Source organism: Pimelobacter simplex, assembly GCF_900114845.1.
Lineage (GTDB): Bacteria > Actinomycetota > Actinomycetes > Propionibacteriales > Nocardioidaceae > Nocardioides > Nocardioides simplex.
Genome location: NZ_FOUK01000004.1, coordinates 396,148 through 416,871, shown reverse-complemented (window position 1 = coordinate 416,871; position 20,724 = coordinate 396,148). Strand labels below are relative to the sequence as shown.

19 protein-coding genes are annotated in these 20,724 nt (G+C 72.4%); 6 read left to right on the top strand and 13 right to left on the bottom strand.

What is annotated here, in order from left to right; all coding sequences use genetic code 11:
• The first annotated feature begins 176 nt into the window (after positions 1-176).
• From BM223_RS18835 to BM223_RS18825, 3 genes are read left to right on the top strand one after another with little or no spacing between them, the layout of a single operon-like run.
• Complete coding sequence (locus tag BM223_RS18835) at positions 177-1,469, top strand: glutamine synthetase family protein (protein ID WP_038675911.1); 1,293 nt, start codon at positions 177-179, stop codon at positions 1,467-1,469.
• On the top strand, positions 1,459-2,625 hold the full coding sequence (locus BM223_RS18830) for an amidohydrolase family protein (RefSeq protein ID WP_038675910.1): 1,167 nt from the start codon (positions 1,459-1,461) through the stop codon (positions 2,623-2,625). The genes BM223_RS18835 and BM223_RS18830 overlap by 11 nt, the downstream gene beginning before the upstream one ends.
• Entirely contained in the window at positions 2,618-3,778 is a 1,161-nt protein-coding gene (locus BM223_RS18825; RefSeq protein ID WP_038675908.1) for a M20 metallopeptidase family protein, read from the top strand. Before BM223_RS18830 ends, BM223_RS18825 begins: the two co-directional genes overlap by 8 nt.
• On the opposite strand, the gene BM223_RS29145 is transcribed toward BM223_RS18825, so the two are convergent.
• From BM223_RS29145 to BM223_RS18800, 5 genes are all read right to left on the bottom strand, one after another.
• Entirely contained in the window at positions 3,775-5,211 is a 1,437-nt protein-coding gene (locus BM223_RS29145; RefSeq protein ID WP_038675905.1) for a hypothetical protein, read from the bottom strand. The two genes, BM223_RS18825 and BM223_RS29145, sit on opposite strands and share 4 nt — an antisense overlap.
• Positions 5,186-5,893 carry an ABC transporter ATP-binding protein gene (locus BM223_RS18815; RefSeq protein WP_038675904.1) on the bottom strand — a complete coding sequence of 236 codons (708 nt, stop codon included), beginning with the start codon at positions 5,891-5,893 and terminating at the stop codon, positions 5,186-5,188. Before BM223_RS18815 ends, BM223_RS29145 begins: the two co-directional genes overlap by 26 nt.
• Positions 5,894-5,940: 47 nt before the next feature.
• Positions 5,941-7,077, bottom strand: a complete 1,137-nt coding sequence (locus BM223_RS18810; protein ID WP_082003483.1) for an LCP family protein — start codon at positions 7,075-7,077, stop codon at positions 5,941-5,943.
• Positions 7,078-7,194: 117 nt separating this feature from the next.
• The gene (locus BM223_RS18805) at positions 7,195-9,381 is read right to left on the bottom strand and encodes a 3-hydroxyacyl-CoA dehydrogenase NAD-binding domain-containing protein (protein ID WP_235319092.1); all 2,187 of its coding nucleotides are present in this window, start codon (positions 9,379-9,381) and stop codon (positions 7,195-7,197) included.
• Between the two features lie 39 nt (positions 9,382-9,420).
• Positions 9,421-10,632: an acetyl-CoA C-acetyltransferase gene (locus tag BM223_RS18800; RefSeq protein WP_038675901.1), complete on the bottom strand. Its 1,212-nt coding sequence runs from the start codon at positions 10,630-10,632 to the stop codon at positions 9,421-9,423.
• 95 nt (positions 10,633-10,727) lie between these two features.
• On the opposite strand from BM223_RS18800, the gene BM223_RS18795 reads away from it, so the two are divergent.
• Positions 10,728-11,435 carry a MerR family transcriptional regulator gene (locus BM223_RS18795; RefSeq protein WP_038683054.1) on the top strand — a complete coding sequence of 236 codons (708 nt, stop codon included), beginning with the start codon at positions 10,728-10,730 and terminating at the stop codon, positions 11,433-11,435.
• A 98-nt stretch (positions 11,436-11,533) separates the two neighbouring features.
• Here the strand turns inward: BM223_RS18795 and BM223_RS18790 are convergent, their stop codons facing one another.
• Positions 11,534-13,006 carry a DEAD/DEAH box helicase gene (locus BM223_RS18790; protein ID WP_038675898.1) on the bottom strand — a complete coding sequence of 491 codons (1,473 nt, stop codon included), beginning with the start codon at positions 13,004-13,006 and terminating at the stop codon, positions 11,534-11,536.
• 208 nt (positions 13,007-13,214) lie between these two features.
• The gene (locus BM223_RS18785; protein ID WP_038675896.1) at positions 13,215-14,378 is read right to left on the bottom strand and encodes a CaiB/BaiF CoA transferase family protein; all 1,164 of its coding nucleotides are present in this window, start codon (positions 14,376-14,378) and stop codon (positions 13,215-13,217) included.
• Between the two features lie 93 nt (positions 14,379-14,471).
• On the opposite strand from BM223_RS18785, the gene BM223_RS18780 reads away from it, so the two are divergent.
• Positions 14,472-14,831 carry a thiol-disulfide oxidoreductase DCC family protein gene (locus tag BM223_RS18780; RefSeq protein ID WP_038675895.1) on the top strand — a complete coding sequence of 120 codons (360 nt, stop codon included), beginning with the start codon at positions 14,472-14,474 and terminating at the stop codon, positions 14,829-14,831.
• 28 nt (positions 14,832-14,859) lie between these two features.
• Here BM223_RS18780 and BM223_RS18775 read toward each other — a convergent pair whose 3' ends face one another.
• From BM223_RS18775 to BM223_RS30200, 5 genes are all read right to left on the bottom strand, one after another.
• Complete coding sequence (locus tag BM223_RS18775) at positions 14,860-15,402, bottom strand: hypothetical protein (protein WP_141267422.1); 543 nt, start codon at positions 15,400-15,402, stop codon at positions 14,860-14,862.
• A gap of 79 nt (positions 15,403-15,481) precedes the next feature.
• On the bottom strand, positions 15,482-16,714 hold the full coding sequence (locus BM223_RS18770) for a M15 family metallopeptidase (RefSeq protein WP_052138082.1): 1,233 nt from the start codon (positions 16,712-16,714) through the stop codon (positions 15,482-15,484).
• Positions 16,715-16,778: 64 nt separating this feature from the next.
• Positions 16,779-17,342, bottom strand: a complete 564-nt coding sequence (locus tag BM223_RS18765) for a TetR/AcrR family transcriptional regulator (protein ID WP_038683050.1) — start codon at positions 17,340-17,342, stop codon at positions 16,779-16,781.
• A gap of 74 nt (positions 17,343-17,416) precedes the next feature.
• The gene (locus BM223_RS18760) at positions 17,417-17,611 is read right to left on the bottom strand and encodes a ferredoxin (protein WP_038675891.1); all 195 of its coding nucleotides are present in this window, start codon (positions 17,609-17,611) and stop codon (positions 17,417-17,419) included.
• A gap of 4 nt (positions 17,612-17,615) precedes the next feature.
• Positions 17,616-19,115, bottom strand: coding sequence for a fatty acid desaturase (locus BM223_RS30200; RefSeq protein ID WP_038675890.1), 1,500 nt, complete (start codon positions 19,113-19,115; stop codon positions 17,616-17,618).
• 123 nt (positions 19,116-19,238) lie between these two features.
• On the opposite strand from BM223_RS30200, the gene BM223_RS18750 reads away from it, so the two are divergent.
• Positions 19,239-19,667, top strand: coding sequence for a hypothetical protein (locus BM223_RS18750; RefSeq protein WP_141267423.1), 429 nt, complete (start codon positions 19,239-19,241; stop codon positions 19,665-19,667).
• A gap of 7 nt (positions 19,668-19,674) precedes the next feature.
• Here the strand turns inward: BM223_RS18750 and BM223_RS18745 are convergent, their stop codons facing one another.
• Positions 19,675-20,724 carry an ATP-grasp fold amidoligase family protein gene (locus tag BM223_RS18745; protein WP_158510146.1) on the bottom strand — a complete coding sequence of 350 codons (1,050 nt, stop codon included), beginning with the start codon at positions 20,722-20,724 and terminating at the stop codon, positions 19,675-19,677.

Below are 20,724 nucleotides of genomic sequence, written 5' to 3'. Positions count from 1 at the left end.
GAGAACTTTCTGTAACGGCCGTGCCAGTCCCGCGGACCCGGGATGAGATGATCGAGAGCAGCACAGTTTCGTAACGCCCATTGCAGAATGGATCTCTTGACCTGATCCTGTAATGCGTGTACCAATCGTTCTAGCCGGTGCGCGGACGTGCCTGCTCCCGACCGAGAAGGTGGACGATGACCCCCGACCAGACGCTCTTCGTCGCGACCAGCGACCTCGCCGGCCAGCTGCGCGGACGCTCGGTGCCCGCGGCCGCCGCGGACTCCGTCCTCCAGCGCGGCGTCGGCTGGGTCCCCGCGGACCTCGCGATCACCGCCTTCGGCGCGATCGCCCCCAACGTCTTCGGCTCCACCGGCGACCTCAAGCTGATGCCCGACGCCGGCACCCGGGTCGAGATCCCCGCGCGCGGCGACGACCCGGCGGTGTCGCTGGTGCTCGCCGACCAGACCCAGCCCGACGGCACGCCGTGGGCGTGCTGCCCGCGCACGTTCGCCCGGCAGGCCCTCGACGACCTCCGGACGGCGACCGGGCTCGAGGTCACCGCGTCCTTCGAGCACGAGTTCATGGTCGAGGGCCTGCCCACGACCGCTCCCTTCTCCTTCGCCCGGCACCGCAGCATCGAGCCCTTCGGCTCCGAGCTCGTCGCGCTGCTGGCCGCGACCGGCCTGCAGCCGGAGAACTGGCTGCCCGAGTTCGGCGCCGACCAGTTCGAGGTCACCCTCGAGCCCGCGCCCGGGCTGGTCGCGGCCGACCGCGCCGTGCTGGTCAAGGAGCTCGTCCGCGACCTGGCCCGCCGGCACGGGCGCTCCGTCACCTTCGCGCCGCTCACCCACCCCGACGGCAGCGGCAACGGCGTCCACGTCCACCTCTCGCTGCAGACCGCCGACGGCGCGCCCGCCCTCTACGACCCGTCGGCCCCGGCCGCGCTGAGCGAGGTCGGCCGGCGCTTCGCCGCGGGCATCCTCGCCCACGCCCAGGCGCTGCTCGCCTTCACCGCGCCCAGCCCGGTGTCCTACCTGCGGCTCACCCCGCACCGGTGGAGCGCCGGCGGCGTCTTCCTCGCCGAGCGCAACCGCGAGGCGCTGCTGCGCATCTGCCCGACCAGCACGGTCGGCGGTGGCGACCCCGCGCGCCAGTACAACCTGGAGTTCCGCGCCGCCGACGCGACGGCCAACCCGTGGCTCACCCTCGGCGTGCTGATCCGGGCCGGCCTGGCCGGGCTCACCGGCGAGCTGCCCGAGCCCACCATCTGGCCCGAGACGGTCACCGAGGACGAGCTGGCCGGCGTCCCGCTGCTGCCCAAGGACCTCTCCGCGGCCCTCGACGACCTGGCCGCCGACCCTGTCGTCACCGGCTGGTTCCACCCCGACCTGCTCGACACCCACGTCGCCGTCAAGCGGGCCGAGCTGGCCGCCGTCGCCGACCTGTCGGACGTCGAGCGCTGCGCGAGGTTCGCCGATGTCTACTGAGCCCTCCGGCGCCACCGCGGCGCTGGCCGAGGCGATCGGCGCGCTGCGCCTGGTCGACCACCACGTCCACTCCGCGCTCGCGGCACCCGTCGGACTGGCCGAGCTCGGCGACCTGCTCACCGAGTCCGACCGCCCGGCCGCCGCCGGCACCTCCCCCTTCGACAGCCAGGTCGCGTTCGCCGTACGACGGCACTGCGCGCCGCTGCTCGGCCTCGACCCGCACGCCCCCATCGGGGACTACGTCGCCGCGCGCGCCGCACTCCCCACCGACGAGGTCGACCGGCGCCTGCTCGGCGCGGCCGGCGTCGAGCGCTGGCTGATCGACACCGGCTTCCGCGGCGACGCGCTGGTGAGCCTCGACGACTTCGGCGCCCGGGTCCCCGGTGCGTCCGTCGAGGAGATCGTCCGCCTCGAGACCGTGCTCGAGTCGGTCGCCCGCGACGGCGACGCCGCTGGGCTCGAGGAGCGCTTCCTGACCGCCCTCGCGAGCGCCACCACCGGCGCCGCCGGCCTCAAGTCGGTCATCGCCTACCGGCACGGCTTCGATTTCGACCCGACCCGGCCCACGCCCGAGGAGGTCCGGGAGGCCGCGTCGCACTGGCTCGCCGCGCTCGAGGACGAGACCGTCGTCCCCCGCGTCGACCACCCGGTGCTGCTGCGGATGCTGCTCTGGCACGGCGTCGACACCGGCCTGCCGCTGCAGCTGCACGCCGGCTTCGGCGACCCCGACCTCGACCTGCGCCGCTGCGACCCGCTGCTGCTCGCCGACTGGCTGCGCCTGGTCGAGCCGTCGGGCAGCGACGTCCTGCTGCTGCACTGCTACCCCTTCCAGCGCCAGGCGGGCTTCCTGGCCCAGGCGTTCCCGCACGTCTACCTCGACGTCGGCCTCGCGGTGAACTACACCGGCGCCGCCTCCCCCACCGTGCTCGCCGAGTCGCTCGAGCTGGCGCCGTTCGGCAAGGTCCTCTACTCCTCCGACGCCTGGGGTCCCTCCGAGCTGCACCTGCTCGGCGCCGTGCTCTGGCGCCGCGGGATGACCGAGGTGCTCTCCCGCTGGGTCGACGCCGGCGAGTGGTCGGTCGCGGACGCCGTCCGGGTCGCCACCCTGGTCGGGCGCGACAACGCCGAGCGGGTCTACGGAGGCCGTCGTGGCTGACCTCTGGGCCGTCCTCGACAGCCATCTCGCCGACGCCGCCGTGCTGCGCCAGGCGCTGCACCGGCAGCCGGACCTCTCCGGCGACGAGTCCCTCACCCGGGACCTCGTGCTCCAGGCGCTGCCCGGGACGTCGACGCCGGTCAAGGTCGCCGAGACCGGCGCGGTGCTCCGGATCGGCGGCCCCGGGCCCTGCGTCGGCGTCCGCGGCGAGATGGACGCGCTGCCGGTCACCGAGGCGACCGGCGTCCCCTGGTCCTCGCAGAACCCGGGCGTGATGCACGCCTGCGGTCACGACGTCCACCTGGCCGCGCTCGTCGCGGTCGCCCGGACGATCCACGACGCGGGCGTGCCGGTGCCACTGCTCGTCGTGCTCCAGCCGCGCGAGGAGACCTACCCCTCGGGCGCCAAGGACATCGCCGAGCACGGCGTCCTCGACGCCGAGGAGTGCGTCGTCATGATCGGCGCGCACATCCAGCCGGCCCTGCCCGCCGGCGTCGTCGCCTGCGTGCCGGGCGGGGTCAACGCGTCGTCCGACGAGTTCGAGATCGTGGTGCGCGGCGAGTCCGGGCACGCGGCCTACCCGCACCTGGCCGACGACCCGCTGCTCGCGCTCGCCGAGACCGTCGTCGCGCTCCAGAGCGTGGTCAGCCGCTCGGTCGACCCGATGCGCTCGGCCGTCGTCGGCGTCTCGTCGTTCCAGGCCGGCCAGGCCGCGAACGTCGTCCCGGACTTCGCCCGGGCCACCGGCACCATCCGCGCACTGTCGTCCGAGACCCGGGCGCTCCTGCACGAGCGGATCGTCTCCGTCTCCGAGAACATCGCTCGCGCCCACGACTGCGAGGCCGAGGTCCGGATCACCCACGGCGAGCCGGTCCTCGAGAACGACCCGCGCCTGGTCGAGGTCGTCGCCACCCAGCTCAACGCGCAGGGCATGCCGGTCTCGACCGACCTGCGCTCGCTCGGCGCCGACGACTTCTCGTTCTTCTCCGAGCGGATGCCGGCGACCATGATGTTCGTCGGCAGCGAGACCGACGCCTCCCTGCACACCGCGACCTTCCTGCCCAGCGACGCCGACCTTCGCGCGGTCGCCCGGGCGCTGCTCGCGGGCTACCTGGGCGGCGCGGCGCTGGTGACCGAGGGGCTGGTCACCTAGGCCGCGACGACGGCGACCACGGCCGCGCGTCGTACGGGATCGGCCCAGCGGCGCGCGGCCCGCACGATCCGGACCGCCGAGACCGTGAGCAGCACGGCTGCCGCCGCCAGCAGCAGGTCGACCCGGCCGGCCACGCAGAGACCGCCGAGCAGGAGCCCGGTCAGCGTCGTCGCGACGGCGAGCCGGATCGAGTAGCCGACCATCGCCAGCGGCGGCGCCGGGGTGGCCCGCGCGGAGCGGAGGTCGACCGCGTGGGGGTGCGCGGCCGACCAGCGCAGCGCCGCGGAGACGGCCTGGCCGACCACCGCCGCCAGCGCGAGGACGACGGCCAGCGCCTCCGGTCCGGTCGGGCGCCCGGCGCGCAGCGATCCCAGGACGAGCGTCAGCAGACCGCCCCCGAGCAGGACCTCGGCCAGGACCCACACCCGGGCGGCGACGACGGTGCGCGGCGGCACGGGCAGCGACTCCCGCCAGAGCAGGCCGCGGCCGTCGAGGCACCACAGGTTCACGCCGAAGAGCAGCACGCAGCCGGAGGCCACCAGGCCGGGCACGAGCACGAGCATCGACCAGTCCAGGCCGCCGGCCAGCGCCGCCGCGCCGGGCGCCACACCGAGGAAGAGGCTGCCGCGGCGCAGCGGGACACTGCGCCACACCGACGCCCGGTCGATCCGGCGGACCATCGCGAGGTCCGAGGCGGGCGTCGGACGCGCGGGGTGGAGCCGGGTCTCGCGGCGCACCTCGTCGCGCGGGGCGCGCCGCGCGGCCGCCACGGCCAGGATCCCGCCGAGGGCGGCCAGGACGCCGGCCGCGAGCAGCAGCGCGGCCGCGGTGAGCCCGCGCCCGGCGGCGGAGCCGTCGACGAGCACCGCGGCCACCGGCGCGGTCGGCGCGAGGCCCGCACCGGCCAGCGGCAGCGCGAGCCCGGCCGGGAGCCGGCGCCGGCGCAGCCACTCGGCGGCCCAGCCCACGGCCTGGGCCAGCGCGGTCACGGCGAGCAGCCAGGCCAGCGCTACCGGCTGGGCGGCGGGGCCCGCCGACGCGGCCGCCAGGGCGAGCAGGGCCCAGGCCTGGATCAGCCAGCCGGCGCTCAACGGCGCCAGCACCAGCGCGCCGAGGTGGTCGGTGACCGGGGCGATCGGGTGGACGGCGGCCGGGTCGCGGGCGAGCAGCTCGCGGCCGCCCCCGGCCGCCACCGCCGCGCCGACCGCGGCCACCACGATGGCTGCCAGCGCCGGCCGGACCCACCCGTCCAGCTCGGCCGGGCTCGGCGCCGCGGCCGGCAGCGTCGCCGCGGCGACCGTGACCCCGGTCAGCGCGGCCAGCGCGAGCACGACGGCCCGCGGACGTCGTACGGTCGCGGCGCGGAACCAGAGCAGGTGCCGCAGGTCGGCCAGCGACCGGCTCAGCTCAGGCCAGGAGAGCGCGGTACGCACGGGCGCCCTCGTCGCCGCTCATGAAACCGGCGGGGACGGTCGCCGTCCGGGTCCCGCCGCGCAGCACCGCGACCTCGGCACAGACCTGCACCGCGAGGTCACGCAGGTGCGTCGACACCAGGACGGCGGCGCCGCGCGCCCGGGCGTCCTCGATCACGCCGAAGGTCGCCTCGACGCCGATCGGGTCGACCCCGTCGAACGGCTCGTCGAGGAGCAGCACCGCGGGCTCGTGCAGCGCCGCGAGGACGACGCTCAGCCGCCGGCTCATCCCGTGGCTGAAGCCGGCCGTGACCCGGTGCGCGACGCCTCCCAGGTCGAGCTGCTCCAGGAGCAGCCGGCCCCGCTCCTCCCAGCCGGTGAGCCGGCGCAGCCGGGCACTCAGCTGGAGGTGCTCCCAGGGCGTCGCCCGCGGCACCAGGCCGCCGACGTCCGGGCAGTAGCCGACCATGCGCTTGGCCTCGAGCGGCGCCGCGCGGACGTCGTACCCGGCGACGCGCGCGGTGCCGGCACTCGGCGGCACCACGCCCGCGAGCACCCGCATCGTCGTCGACTTGCCCGCGCCGTTGCGCCCGAGCAGCGCCAGCGCCTGGCCCGGCTCGACCCGCAGGTCCACGCCCGCGACCGCCTCGACCGGGCCGAACCGGACGCGCAGGCCGGTCACCTCGACACCGCCGCTGCTCATACCGGTGGCATCGGCTCCGGGCCCAAGGTCCTGAGTGGTCCCGGGACTCAGGAGCAGAGCCCCGCCTTGTCCCGCTCCTCGGGCGACAGCCCGCCACCCGACGGCTGCCCGCCGGGCTGCGCGGTGGGCGCCACGGACGGCGTACCCGACGGCTGGTCGGACGGCTGGTCCGACGGCGGCCGGCCCGCGCTGATCGAGCCGGCCAGGAACTCCCGGGTGAGCGGCCGGTCGTCGATCACCAGCGGCCACAGCCGCTCGACCGACGGCAGCCACTCGACCCCGCCGCTGACCTTGTCGGTGTCGAGCGTCCACGGCGTGGTGATGAACTTGATGTCGTCGGCGTCGATGCCCTTGGCACTCGTGGCCACCTTCGCCATCTGGGCGACGGACTTGAAGTCGGTCTGCAGCTCGGTCGTCGCGGCGTCGACGAAGCTGACGATCCGATCAGGCCGGGCGAGCATCCCGCCGGTGAGCGCCTTGTCGATCATGGCGCCCATCAGCGCCTGCTGGCGCCGCGTCCGGTAGGGATCGATGCCGCCGCTGACGCCGTACCGGACCCGGGCGTAGTCCAGCGCCTCGTCGCCGTCGACCTCCCGGGTGCCGGCGTCGAGGTGGATGTTGCCGGTGGTGTCGTCGATCTCCTGCGGCACGCAGATCTCGACGCCGTCGAGCGCGTCGACCATGTCCTTGAACTGGCTGAAGTCGACGACGACGAACCTGTCGACCGGGATCCCGGTGAGCTGCTCGAGCTGCTGACGGGTGCACCCGGGGCCCCCGACCTTGTAGGCCTCGTTCCACTTCTCGTACGTCGTCCCGGCGGGGATCTCGCTGCCGTCGGCCCGGTAGCAGGCCGGCCGCAGCACCGCGGTGTCGCGCGGGATCGAGATGCCGTAGGCGAACGTCCGGTCGGCCGAGAGGTGGAACAGGATCGTCGTGTCGGACAGCCCGCCCCCGGCCTCGCTGTCGATCCCGCAGCCCGCGCAGTCGCGGGTGTCGGTGCCCATCACCAGGATGTTGAGCGCCTTGGTCTTCTTCGTCGGGCGGTTCTTGCCGACGACGTCGGGGTGCTCGAGGTTGCCGTTCCAACTGTTGTAGACGGCGACCACGCCCACGCCGGTGAGCAGCGCGAGCCCGAGCAGGCTCGCCGCGATCACCCTGAGCACCGTGCGGCGCGGCCGTTCCATGCCGGAAAGGTACCGGGATGGGGGTGAGGGGGAGGCGGGAGTTTCGTACGACAAGAGGGAGTTTCGCCGGTCGACCGGCGAAACTCCCTCTTGGTTCAGCGCTGGATCAGCCCACGATCAGGCCGGGAACGACCCACCCGAAGCCGCCAGCTCGCGCAGCCACGGCGTCGCCGCGAAGCGGTCGCCGTACTTCGCGGCCAGCTCGTCGGCCCGCTTGAGGAACGCGTTGAGTCCGACCTCGCCGGTCGCCTTGTCCTCGTAGCCGGTCATGAACTGCGCGGCGCCACCGGTCATCGGCGGGAAGCCGATTCCCATGATCGAGCCGATGTTGGCCGCGGCGGCCGAGGTGATGACGTTCTCCTCGAAGCACTTCGCGGTCTCGAGCGCCTCGGCGAAGAGCATCCGGTCGCGGACGTCCTGGATGTCGGGCTGCTCCTCGGCCACGGGGAACAGGTCGGCGAGACCGGCCCAGATGGAGCCGCGCTTGCCGTCCTCGTAGTCGTAGAAGCCGGCGCCGCGCAGGCGACCCGCGCGACCCGCCTCGAGCATCTTGGTGACCACGGCCTGGCCCGGGTGCACCGGCAGGTCGGGGTTGGCGTCGGCGGTCGCCTTGGCGATCTTGGCCATCAGCTCGAGGTTGAGCTCGTCGGAGAGCTGCAGCACCGGGGCCGGGTAGCCGGCCGAGGTGGTCGCCCGCTCGATCGTGTACGGCGCCACGCCCTCGGCGAGCATCGCCATGCCCTCGTTGACCATGTAGCCGATGACGCGCGAGGTGTAGAAGCCGCGGCTGTCGTTGACGACGATCGGCGTCTTCCGGATCTGCAGGACGACGTCGTAGGCCTTCGCGAGCGCCTCGTCGGAGGTCTCCTTGCCGGCGATGATCTCGACCAGCGGCATCTTGTCGACGGGCGAGAAGAAGTGCAGACCGATGAACTGCGGGCGCTTCGACGCGTCCTCGATGCCCTCGGCCAGGCCGGAGATCGGCAGGGTCGAGGTGTTGGAGCACAGCAGCGCGTCAGGGTTGACGTGCGGCAGGATCTCGGCGAACACCTTGGCCTTGAGGGCCGGGTCCTCGAAGACGGCCTCGATGACGAGGTCGCAGCCGGCGAGGTCGGCAGGGTCGGCGGTGGGGGTGATCCGGTCGAGCAGCGCCTGCGACTTCTCCTCGGTGAGCTTGCCGCGCGAGATCGCCTTGGTGTTGATGCCCTCGCTGTAGGCCTTGCCCTTCTCGGCGTTCTCGAGGGCGACGTCCTTGAGGACGACGTCCATGCCGGCGCGCGCGCAGACGTAGGCGATGCCCGCGCCCATCATGCCCGCGCCGAGGACGCCGACCTTGGTGGCCTTGAAGGGCTCGATGCCCTGCGGGCGCAGCGAGCCGGAGTTGATCGCCTGCAGGTCGAAGAAGAACGCCTGGATCATGTTCTTCGAGCTCTGGTTGACGACCAGGTTGGTGAGGTAGCGCGACTCGATCCGCGAGGCGGTGTCGAAGTCGACCTGCGCACCCTCGACGGCCGCGGACAGGATCGCCCGGGCGGCGGGGTAGACGGCGCCCTTGGTCTGCTTGCGCAGCAGCGCCGGGAAGGCGGGCAGGAAGCCGGCCAGGGCCGGGGACTTCGGGGTGCCGCCGGGCATCTTGTAGCCGGGGGCGTCCCACGGGGAGAGCGCGGCCTCGGGGTTGGCCTTGATCCACGCCTTCGCGGCGGGGATCAGCTCGTCCTGGGTCGCGACGACCTCGTCGACGATGCCCTTGGCGAGCGCGGCGTCGATGCCGAACTGGGTGCCCTGGAGCAGGACGTCCATCAGCGCGGTCTGCAGGCCGAACTTGCGCACGGTGCGGGTGACGCCGCCACCGCCGGGCAGCAGGCCGAGGCTCGCCTCGGGCAGGCCGACCTTGTAGGAGCCGGCGACGGCGATCCGGCGCTGGGTGGCGAGGGTGATCTCGTAGCCACCGCCGAGCGCGGCGCCGTTGATGGCGGCCACGACCGGCTTGGGGAAGAGCTCGAGGCGGCGCAGCGCGGCCTTGATGCTCTCGCACTGGGCGAAGACGTCGCCCGCGTTCTCCTTGGTGGTCTGCACCATGAGCTTGAGGTCGCCGCCGGCGAAGAAGGTCTTCTTGGCGGAGGCGATGACGACGCCGGTGACGTCGTCCTGCTCGTCGTAGAGGCGCTCGACCGCGGCCGCCATGGAGGCGCGGTAGAGCTCGTTCATGGTGTTGGCGCTCTGGTTGGGGTCGTCGAGGGTCAGGGTGACGATGCCGTCGGCGTCACGCTCGTAGCGCACTGCGGTCTGGGTGTCGGTGCTCAATGTCGTTCCTTGAGTTCGAGAGGTACGAGGGAGGGGCGCTCAGACGCGCTCGACGATGGTGGCGATGCCCATGCCGCCGCCGACGCAGAGCGTGGCGAGGCCGCGGCGCAGGTCGCGCCGCTCGAGCTCGTCGATGAGGGTGCCGAGGATCATCGCGCCGGTCGCGCCGAGCGGGTGACCCATGGCGATCGCGCCGCCGTTGACGTTGGTGATGTCGGGGCCGATGCCCATGTCGCGCATGAACCGCATGGCGACGGCGGCGAACGCCTCGTTGATCTCGAACAGGTCGATGTCGCCGACCTCGAGGCCGGCCTTGGCCAGCGCCTTGCGGGCCGCCGGGGCGGGGCCGGTCAGCATGATGATCGGGTCGGCACCGGAGACCGCGGTCGCGAGGACGCGGGCGCGCGGGGTGAGGCCGAGGTCCTTGCCGACCTGCTCGTTGCCGATCAGGGTGAGCGCGGCGCCGTCGACGATGCCCGACGAGTTGCCGGCGTGGTGGACGTGGTTGATCTTCTCGAGCCAGTGGTACTTCTCGAGCGCCACGTCGTCGAAGCCGGCGTCGGCGCCGAGCTGGGCGAATGACGGCTTGAGGCCGGCCAGGCCCTCGACCGAGGTGCCGGGACGGACGGTCTCGTCACGGTCGAGCACGGTGAGGCCGCTGATGTCCTTGACCGGCACGATGGCGCCGTCGAAGTAGCCGTTGGCCTGCGCCTTGGCGGCGCGGTGGTGGGACTCGGCGGCGTAGGCGTCGACGTCCTCGCGGCTCCAGCCCTCGATCGTGGCGATGAGGTCGGCACCGATGCCCTGCGGCACGAAGCCCGCCTTGAACGCGGTGGCCGGGTCGGAGGCCCAGGCGCCGCCGTCGGAGCCCATCGGGACGCGGCTCATGGACTCGACGCCACCGGCGATGATGAGGTCCTCGAAGCCACCGCGGACCCGGCCGGCGGCCTGGTTGACGGCCTCGAGCCCGGAGGCGCAGAAGCGGTTGAGCTGGACGCCCGCGACGGTGTCGGGGTAGCCGGCCGCGATGGCGGCGGACTTGGCGATGTCGCCGCCCTGGTCGCCGATCGGCGAGACGACGCCGAGGATCACGTCGTCGACGCGGTTCGCGTCGAGACCGGGGTTGCGCTCCTTGACGGCGTCGAGGAGGCCGACCGCGAGGTCGATCGGCTTCACCTCGTGGAGGGAGCCGTTGGCCTTGCCGCGCCCGCGCGGCGTGCGGAGGTGGTCGTACACGAATGCTTCTGCCATGACCGTCCTTGTTCTCTGCGTTTCTCGGCGGTGTCTCTGAGGACGATTGTGACACTATTACTGTCATGGTCAAGAGCGAGGGCCCAGGGGACGGTGTGACCCACGACGCACCGGCGGACACGCTGCTCACCCTGGAGGAGCTCACCGCCCGGGTCGGGCTGTCGGTGCGCACGGTGCGCTTCTACACGTCCCGGGGGCTGGTGCCGCCGCCGATCCGGCGCGGCCGGTCGGGCTACTACTCCGCCGTGCACGTGGCCCGGATCGAGCTGGTCCTCGAGCTGCAGAGCCACGGCTTCACGCTGTCCGCGATCGAGCGCTACGTCGCCGGCATCCCGGACGACGCCTCCCCCGAGGACATCGCCCTGGCGCGCACGATGCTCGCGCCCTGGCAGTCCGACCTCCCGGTCGAGATGGACGCGGCCCAGCTGCAGAAGAAGGCCGGGCGGGCACTGTCGGACGACGACGTCGCCACGCTCCAGGCGCTGGGCGTGATCCGGCTGCGCGGGTCGGCGTACCTCGTGGCGAGCAACCAGCTCGCCATCGGCGTGCGACTGCTGGAGCTGGGCTTCCCGCGCGACGTCGCCGTCGCCGCCGCAAAGGTCTACCAGGAGCACGGCCAGCAGATGGCCGAGGAGCTGTACGCCGTCATCAACGACCAGCTGGCGCCGCTGTACGACAACGACAAGTCCGAGCACTTCCGCGAGATCATGGAGCGGCTCAAGCCGCTGTCGGTCGGCGGGCTCGTGACGGCGTACGAGGCGGCCGTCGCGCGGGCGGCACGGCAGCCGCGGCGGGTGCGCTGATCGCGCGGACTCGGCGTACGAAACTGGTCCTGGGCGCACGGAGTTCCGTGCGCCCAGGGGCAGTTTCACCGCCTAGGCGGTGAAACTGCCGCGCGTGCTCAGCGCCGGCCGCTGAAGCTGGCGGCGCTGTGGCCGCCGCCGGACCCACCGGACCCACCAGCACCACCGGCGCCACGACGACGCCGGTTGCGGTTGCCGCCCTGGCCGCCGCCGCTCGCCTTGGGCGCACCCGAGGTCTTGGCGCCGCCGGAGGTCTTGGCACCGGCGCCGGCCTTGGCCGCGGGCTTGGCGCCCGAGCGGCGGTTGCGGTTGCGACCGCCGCCGCCCCCGTTGCCGCCGCCACTGCCGCCCTTGCCGCCGCCCTGGGGCGTGGCCGGGGTGAGGTCGATGCCGCCGGGCCGCGTGCGCTCGCCGGGGGCGAGGTCCTGGAGCACCGGGTGGTCGGGGCCCTGGACCCGCGTGGTGGTCGGCTTGATGCCGGCCGCGCGGGTGAGGTCGCTGACGTCGCGGCGCTGGTCGCTGGTCATCAGGGTGATGACCGTGCCGGCGGCACCGGCGCGCGCCGTCCGGCCGGAGCGGTGCAGGTAGGCCTTGTGCTCGGCCGGCGGGTCGGCGTGGACGACGAGCGAGACGTCGTCGACGTGGATGCCGCGGGCCGCGATGTCGGTGGCGACGAGGGTGGTGGCCGTTCCGCTGTGGAAGGCGTCCATGTTGCGGGTGCGGGCGCCCTGGCTGAGGTTGCCGTGCAGGTCGACCGCGGGCACGCCGTTCTTGTTGAGCTGGCGGGCGAGCGCCTTGGCGCCGTGCTTGGTGCGGGTGAAGACGACGGTGCGGCCCGGCGCGCTGACCAGGTCGAGCAGCACGGGGAGGCGCTGCTCGCGCTCGACGTGGAGGACGTGGTGGTCCATCTTGGCGACCGGCGACTGCGCCGAGTCGGCCTCATGGACGGCCGGGTTGTCGAGGAAGCGCTTGACGAGCACGTTGATCGCGCCGTCGAGGGTGGCGGAGAAGAGCATCCGCTGGCCACCCTTGGGGGTCTGGTCGAGCAGGCGCCGCACGGCGGGCAGGAAGCCGAGGTCGGCCATGTGGTCGGCCTCGTCGAGCACGGTCACCTGGACGTCGGCCAGGCTGCAGAAGCCCTGCCCGATGAGGTCCTCGAGCCGGCCGGGGCAGGCGATGAGGATGTCGACGCCGTTGCGCAGCGCGTTGACCTGCGGGCCCTGGCCGACGCCACCGAAGACGGTGGTGGTGCTGAGGCCGACGGCCTTGGCCAGCGGCGCGACGGTCGCGGCGATCTGGGAGGCGAGCTCCCGGGTCGGCGCGAGCACGAGCGCGCGGGGCCGCTTGGGGGCGGGACGACGGCGGCCGTCGGCCGCGAGGCGGGCGACGAGCGGCAGCCCGAAGGCATAGGTCTTGCCCGACCCCGTGCGACCGCGGCCGAGAACGTCGCGTCCGGCCAGCGAGTCCGGCAGCGTCGCCGCCTGGATGGGGGTGGGGATGGTGATCTGGTCGGCCGTCAGGACGGCGAGCAGGTCGGTGGGCACGCCGAGCTCGGCGAAGGTGGTGGTCACGTGGTTCTCTCCGGGGACCGCAGCACGGGTCGGCGCGTTCCCCTCATGGGCGTCTCGCCGTGCTGCCCGTCGGCGACGGGCGGTGGAGCGGTGCCTCAGATGAGGGGCGCCACCGCGAGCGGAGCGCCGGGATCCGGGGCAAGACTGGCCGGATCGGTGCATCCAGCCTAGGGGTTCGGAGCCGTGACCCCTCAATCCCGGGCCCTGGTCACGGCGTGATCTGCACCGCAGCGCCGCGCTCGATGAGCCCGTCGACGTCCTTGACGCCCCACGCGGTGAGCGCCTCGCGGGTGTGGACGCCGGCGCCAGCGGCCGGCGGGTGCGACAGCGTCGCCTTCGTGCGGGAGAAGCGCGGCGCCGGCTGCGGCTGGACGATGCCCTCGTGCTCGACGAAGATCTCGCGGCCCTTGATGTGCGGGTGGTGCTGCGCCTCGCTCATCCTCAGGACCGGCGCGACGCAGGCGTCGGTGCCGTCGAAGACCGCGCACCACTCGTCGCGGGTGCGCTGCTTGAACGTCGACGCGATGAGCTCGCGCAGCGCGTCGGTCTGGGCGAGGTCCCAGCGGTCGGGCGCGGTGTCCTTGATGCCGAGCAGCTCGACGAAGAGGTCGTAGAACTGCGGCTCCAGCGCGCCGACCGACATGTGCTCGCCGTCGGCGGTCTCGTAGATGTCGTAGTACGGCGCGCCGCCGTCGAGCAGGTTCGCCGCCCGCTCCTCCTTGAACCCGCCGCCGGCGAGGAAGGCGGACGTCATGGCGTTGAGGTTCGCCGTCCCGTCGACGATCGCGGCGTCCACGACCTGCCCCTGGCCCGACGCCTTGGCCTCGAAGACCGCGGCCAGGATGCCGATCACCAGGTACGTCGACCCGCCGCCGAAGTCGCCGACGAGGTTGGTCGGGAACTGCGGCCTCTCCTTGACCTGACCCAGGCCGTGGAGGGTGCCGGTGATCGCGATGTAGTTCATGTCGTGCCCGGCCGCCTGCGACCACGGCCCGTCCTGCCCCCAGCCGGTCATCCGGCCGTAGACCAGCCGCGGGTTGCGCGCGTGGCACTCCTCGGGACCGAACCCGAGCCGCTCCGCGACCCCCGGCCGCATGCCCTCGACCAGCACGTCGGCCTGCTCGACCAGGTCGAGGACCGTGGCCACCGCCTCAGCGTCCTTGAGGTTGAGCGCGACGCTCGGCCGACCCCGGTTGAGCAGGTCGTGCGAGCCCCCGGTGAGCATCTGGCCCCCCGGGCGCTCGACCCGGATCACGTCGGCCCCCAGGTCGGCCAGGATCATGCACGCGTGCGGGCTGGGCCCGATCCCGGCGATCTCGACGACCTTGAGGCCCTTGAGCGGACCGGTTCCCTGACCCAGCGCGAACGTCATGGGGCGATCATGGCATGAACGTGACAGCGATGGTGTCAGAGTTCACGGCCGTCCCGGCACCCGAGCGACACCCGACCGACCTAGGCTGAGGACATGGCCGGCACCTGCATCTACGACGGCGACTGCGGCTTCTGCACCCAGTCCGCGCAGTGGCTCGAGCGCCACGGCAGCTGCGCGATCGTCCCCTGGCAGGCCCTCGACCTCGCCGCCCTCGGCCTCACCGAGGAGCAGGTCACCTCCGCCGTCCAGTGGCAGGACGCCGACGGCCGGGTCACGGCGAGCGGCGCGGACGCCGTCGCCCAGGCGCTGCTGACCTGCGGCGCTCCCTGGCGCTGGGCCGGGCGGGTGCTGACCTGGCGGGTGGTGCGGCCGTTCGCGGCGGTGGGCTACCGGATCGTCGCGCGCTACCGCTACCGGCTGCCGGGGGCGACCAATGCCTGCCGGATCGGCTGACGCTCTCGTTCGAAGGTGAGCTTGGCACTCAGGCGTACGGGTTGTTCTTCCAGTTGCTCCAGGTGCTGTCATAGCACCTGACCGCGCCGTCGTAGTCACATTCGACGATCTTGAACCGAACCCGCGCGATCTTGTATGCCTCGGTCAGTGCCGCATTCCCTTGGTAGAAGCCGTTCCCACAACCGTTGTCATCCTTGAACGGTGTCTTGTACTGGAGAGCGAAATTCCTGAAGCCAGTCCCTGCTTCTTCCGCCTGCAGCCAGAGATAGGCCCCCAGTCCGTCGCCCGTCCCTGCGGCATTGCAGATGTCGCGAACCTTCACGAAGACGCTCACCTTCTTCGCAGATAAGAAGTAGAGGTCACCCCAGCCACGTGCCTGGCCGCCGGCGTTGCCGTTGGCCGATGCGCCACCCATCGGGGTTCTGACGTCGAAGCTGCACAGGTCCGGGCACGGGTCGGTGGCCGCTGCCAAGCGCGGCGCCGCGCTGCCGTCGGCAGCGGTCACCGGCGGCACCCCTGCGATCAAACCGCCCGAGAGCACGCCCACCAGGACCATCGCGCTGAGTGCCACCACTTCCCCCTTGGCCGAGAACAGGGTCCCGGCACGGTAGCCCGGCACGTACAGACAAGGCAAGGGACAAACTGGGGACTTAGCCCGGATTCACGATCTTGTGCAGCTCGAAGTGCATGGGATCCGTGTAGGCCCAGTCACCGCCCCACGCAAAGCCCCAGTACTTGAAGATCGCGACGACCTCGCGGTTCATGTCACCGACCGTGCCGCGCTGATTTCCGGGCACATTGAGGTCGAGGGCCAGCCCGAAGGAGTGGTTCGAGAGCTGCGTCGACCCGGCGATGAAGCGTGGGTAGTAGCAGCCGGCGTACTGGTCGCGACGGATCTCGTTCTCGAGCCCGCGCCTCACGACCTCCTGGAGGGCGGCCTTGAGCTGCGGCATCATGTACTTGTTGCACGTGACCACACCAAGGATCGGCACAGCCTCCTTGACGATGTGCGAGCGCACCCAGGCCGGGTCAGGCGCGATCCGGCCGCCACCGATGGCGGTGTACCGGAAGACCCCGACCGCGTCCCGGAAAGCGCCGACCGGCACGACGTTCTGGAACGTGTCGAGGTCGAGGCCGCGCTGGGCGACGATGTCGAGGTTGCTGATGGCGTAGGTCTTGACGCCGACGGCCTTCTCGATCTTGGCGCGCACGACCTGCGGCGAGGCGATGCCCGTGTTGATCAGGACGGCGTTGCGCGGCGGCAGGCCCAGGTCGGCACCCCACTTGGCGTTGACCACGGCGTCGACGCCGTCGACGCCGGGGCGGGACCAGGCACCGACGTGGATCCGCTGGTCGTCGACGGTGAGGTAGCCGTCGTCGTCGGTGGGCAGCTCCTTCTTCAACGACTCGAGGACGGCGACCTCGCCGCCCGCGATCCGGTCCCACTGCTGCTGGAAGGCGGCGTTGTCGCTGCCCGTGAAGGGGCGGTAGCCGGCCGGGTCGACCGCGGCGATGTTGAAGAGCCGGTTCTGCATCGTGAACTGGCCGTAGGACAGCTGGGTGAAGGCGGCGACGCCCTTCTCGCCGTTGACCTTGACCCCCGTGATCGCCGCGATCTCGTCCTCGGTCAGCGTGTCCTGCGAGACGACGAGCAGGTCGTCGCCGAACAGCGTGCCGTCGAAGTCGCCCGGCGGGGCGACGGCGTGGCCCGGGTCGGCCGCGTCGTCGGCTGGGGGGTCGGTGGCGGTGGTGGAGGCGGCGGCCTCGCTCGGGTCGGACTCGGGGGTGCCCTTCTCAGGGGTGGCGCAGGCGCCGAGCGCGAGCACGACGGCGGCCGCCGACAGCCCAGCCGTCAGCGCCCTGTGGCGTCGCGCGCACCGCATGGCCCCTTCCCTGCCGCCGGTCCTCCCGGCAGTCCTCCCTGGCCCGAGGGTAGTACGGGTCACCTCAGCGCAGGACGCGTTCTGCGATCCAGGCGATGTCGTCACCGGTCTGCGCGGGGTCGGCCGTGGGCTGCATGACGTGGCTCAGGACGAGGCGGACGACCATGTCGATGCTGGCGTCGAGGCGGTGGTCCGGCAGGGCGACGTCGTACGACGCGACGCGCTCCGTGATGACCTGCTTGGCCCCCTCGAGCAGGTACTCGGAGTGGGTGGTCAGCAGCGGCAGGAGCTCGGTGTCGGCGCCGTGGGTGGCGGAGACGACGGCGTGGAGGAGCGCGTTGTTCTGGGCGTACTTGAGCACCCGGCGGGCCGAGTCGCGGATGGCGCCGATGAGGTCGGTGGGGTTCTCGTCGAACGAGCGGGTCACGCCGGCGAGGAAGCGGTCGAGCTCGCGCATGACCATGGCCTCGGCGAGGTCGGTCTTGGTGCCGATCTCGTTGTAGACCGTCTGCCGGCTCACGCCCACGTCGTCGGCGAGCCGGGCCATGGTGACCTTGGCCCACCCGGAGTCGGTGGTGATCTGCACCGCGGCCTCGATCAGGCGCTCGCGCAGGGGGGAGGTGGCCACCTCACCGAGGGTAGCCACCTGCCCTCCCACGACGAACGGCGCGGGTCGGCCCGCGAGGAGCGACATGGGCGCGGTCAGCCCTCGAGGGTCAGCGCGAGCACGGGGCAGGCCTGGACGGCGGCGTACACGTGGCCGCGCTCGCTCTCGTCCGGGCTGTCGTCGAGGATGACGACCTTGTCCTCGTCCTCGTCCACCTCGAAGTAGTCGTTGGCCATGGCCTCGCACATGCCGAGGCCCTCGCACTTGTCGATGTCGACGGAGATCTTCACGACGTCAGGCTCCGATCTTCTCGGGGTCGAAGGGGATGAAGTCGATCTTCTCGCGAACCCCGCAGTCGGGGCAGCACCAGTCGTCCGGGATGTCGGACCAGGCGGTGCCGGCGGCGAAGCCCTCGTGCTCGTCACCGGCGGCGACGTCGTACACGTAGGAGCAGCCGGGGCACCGGGCGGCGAGGACCTCGCCCACGAACTGCTGCGCGAAGAGGTCGTCGGACTTGACCGCGTGGTCGGCCGGCGGCGGGAACTTGGCGAGGTACTTCGCCTCCTTGCCCGGCTGGATGTTGGCCAGCGTCACGTCGCCGTCGAGGTGCTGGACGACGCGGTGGTCCATCACCCGGCGCCACAGCGGCGGGAACAGGGCGATGGTCAGCATGCCGGCGTAGCCGGTGGGGAGCGCCGGGGACTCCTTGAAGTCGCGCAGCGTCTGGTAGCGCCGGGTCGGGTTCGCGTGGTGGTCGCTGTGGCGCTGCAGGTGGTACAGGAAGATGTTGGTGACGATGTTGTTGCTGTTCCAGCTGTGCATCGGCAGCACCCGCTCGTAGCGCTGCTTCGCGCCGACCTTCTGGCGCTTCATGCCGTAGTGCTCGAGGTAGTTGATGATCTCGAGCAGCGAGAAGCCGAAGACGATCGTGATGAGCGCGTAGGGCGCGATCTGCCAGCCGTAGAGCGCGAACATGGCGCCGTACACGACCACCGACATGAGCCACGCGTTGAGGACGTCGTTGCCGAGGTGGAACGGGTGGGTGTTCTTGCGGCGGTAGCGCTTGGCCTCGACCTCCCAGGCCGACTTGAGCGAGCCGCTGACCGTGCGCGGCCAGAACGCCCAGAAGGACTCACCGAGGCGGCTGGACGCCGGGTCCTCCGGGGTCGCGACGCGGACGTGGTGACCCCGGTTGTGTTCGATGTAGAAGTGGCCGTAGAACGTCGGCGCGAGCGCGATCTTGCTCAGCCAGCGCTCGACGGACTCCTTCTTGTGGCCGAGCTCGTGCGCGGTGTTGATGCCGATGCCCTGGACGCCGGCGATCGAGACCGCGAGGAAGACCTTCTCGTACCAGGCCATGTCGATCGAGCGCACGACGTCGGCGCCGAGGTGGTCGGTGACCCAGCCGGTCGCGCCGACGAGGTCGGTGAACCACAGGACGGGGTTGATGCCGGCGATGAGGGCGAAGCCCGCGAAGAGGATGAGGAACTGGGCGGGCATGTACATGAACACGACCCACCGGTAGTAGCGGTCGTTCTCGAGCTCCTCCATGACGTCGTCCGGCGGGTTCGACGGGTCGAGCCCGAACGCCAGGTCGAGCACCGGGATGATCACGTTGACCAGGAGCGGCCCGGCGAGCAGCAGCCAGACCCAGTCGGTGTAGAGCCAGCCGACCACCGCCATGATGCCCAGCCCGGGCACCATCAGCCCGAGCAGCCACAGGTAGCGCTTCTTGTCCTTCCACTCCTCGGTCGATCCCTCGGGAACCGTCGCACCGATGGTCGGTCCGGTCATCGTCGTGCCCTCCTCGCAGTCGGCATCGCCTGCTGTTTGACAAGACCGTAGGACTTGTAAAGGCGTTTGACAAGAGGGGCGGAGTTGTAAAGTGCTCGCCGTCACATCCCTAGGGTGGCCGTCGTGACCACCACGCTCTGGCAGCCGACCCCGCTCCCGCACAGCGCGCTGCTCGACCAGCCGGTCGAGGTCAACCTCCTCCTCGAGGACGACGCCCCGCTCACCACGCTCGACCTCGACCTGGTCGCGCGCGTGGTCCGCGAGGTCGACACGTACGTCGCCGCGGCGATCGAGCACCTGCACGCGCACCTCGCCGCCGATCCCGCCTTCTACGGACTCACCCCCGGCGCGGCGGCCGACCTGGTCGCCCGTCCCGCCGCCGACCTTCCGCTGGAGCGCGCGCAGGCGAACTTCTACGCCGACGAGTGGCACCTGCGCTTCGCGGAGGGCGACCTCCCGCTCTGCGACCCGTACGGCGTGAGCGTGGTCTTCGCCGGCTCCCGGCCCGTCCGCGTCGAGGACCTCAGCGACGCCGAGGCCGTCGACGACTGAGGCAGGCTCAGCGGTGCGCGAGCTCGCCCGGCCGCCACGGCGAGGCGTCCCGGAAGACCAGCTCGCGCGGGCCCGGGCCCCAGACGACGCGCGGGTCCAGGCCGGCCGCGACGTCGGCGCGCATCCGGCCGCGGGACCGCTCCCAGTGCTCGCCGAGGAAGGCGTCGTGCGCGCGGACGTAGCGGTTCACGTTGCCCGGCATGGGGGTGATCTCGCCGAGCAGCGCGCGGTCACCGGTGTCGTAGAAGTCGAGGCGCACGAAGGGACGGCGCAGCGCGAGCGAGAGCCGGCGGGCGACGTCAACGATCTCCGCGAGGTGGCGGGGGACGGGCAGGTCCGGGTCGATGGGGGCGGTGGTGACGACGGGGCCGAGGTCGGCGCCGTCGGGGCCGAGCACGCGCATCCGGTTGGCGCTGCGGTCGCGGTAGTCCGGCACGGCCAGCAGCAGCACCTGGGCGACCTCGCCGTAGAACGCGAACACCTTGATGTCGAGCAGCAGCTCGCCCTCGGGGCGCAGCCGCTCCTCGGTGAAGTACGGCGGCGCGATCACCGGCGGGTCGAGGCGCAGCTCGGTGGGCCGGGCCAGGGTCCGCCAGCGGCTCAGGGCGGAGGCGATCTCGGCGGCGTCGTCGGTGGCGACCACGCCCAGGGCGGCGGCCCCGTGCGCGGCCTTGAGGAAGGCCGACTCGGGGGCGGCCGCGAGGGCGACCGGGTCGACGTCGTCGAGGGACTCCCAGCGCCCGTGCAGCGCGGGGAAGGCCACGCCGTGCGACTGGGCGAAGGCGTAGGAGACGAGCTTGTTGTCGAACTGGCGCCCCTCCTCGACCCCGCCGGCGGTCCGGACGTGGCGCCACTCGCGCCAGGCGGCGGTCAGCTGGGCCTGGTGGGAGGGGCCGTCGTACCGCGCCCTGAGGTCGGCCAGCTCCGCCTGCAGGCGGCGCGCCCGCGCCCGGGCGCGGCGCAGGCGGGTGCGGAGCTCGGGGGCGGTGAGCTCGGGGGGCCCTTCCGGCGCCGGCGCGCGCCCCACCAGGCCGGAGAGTCGGGAGGAGACTCTCAC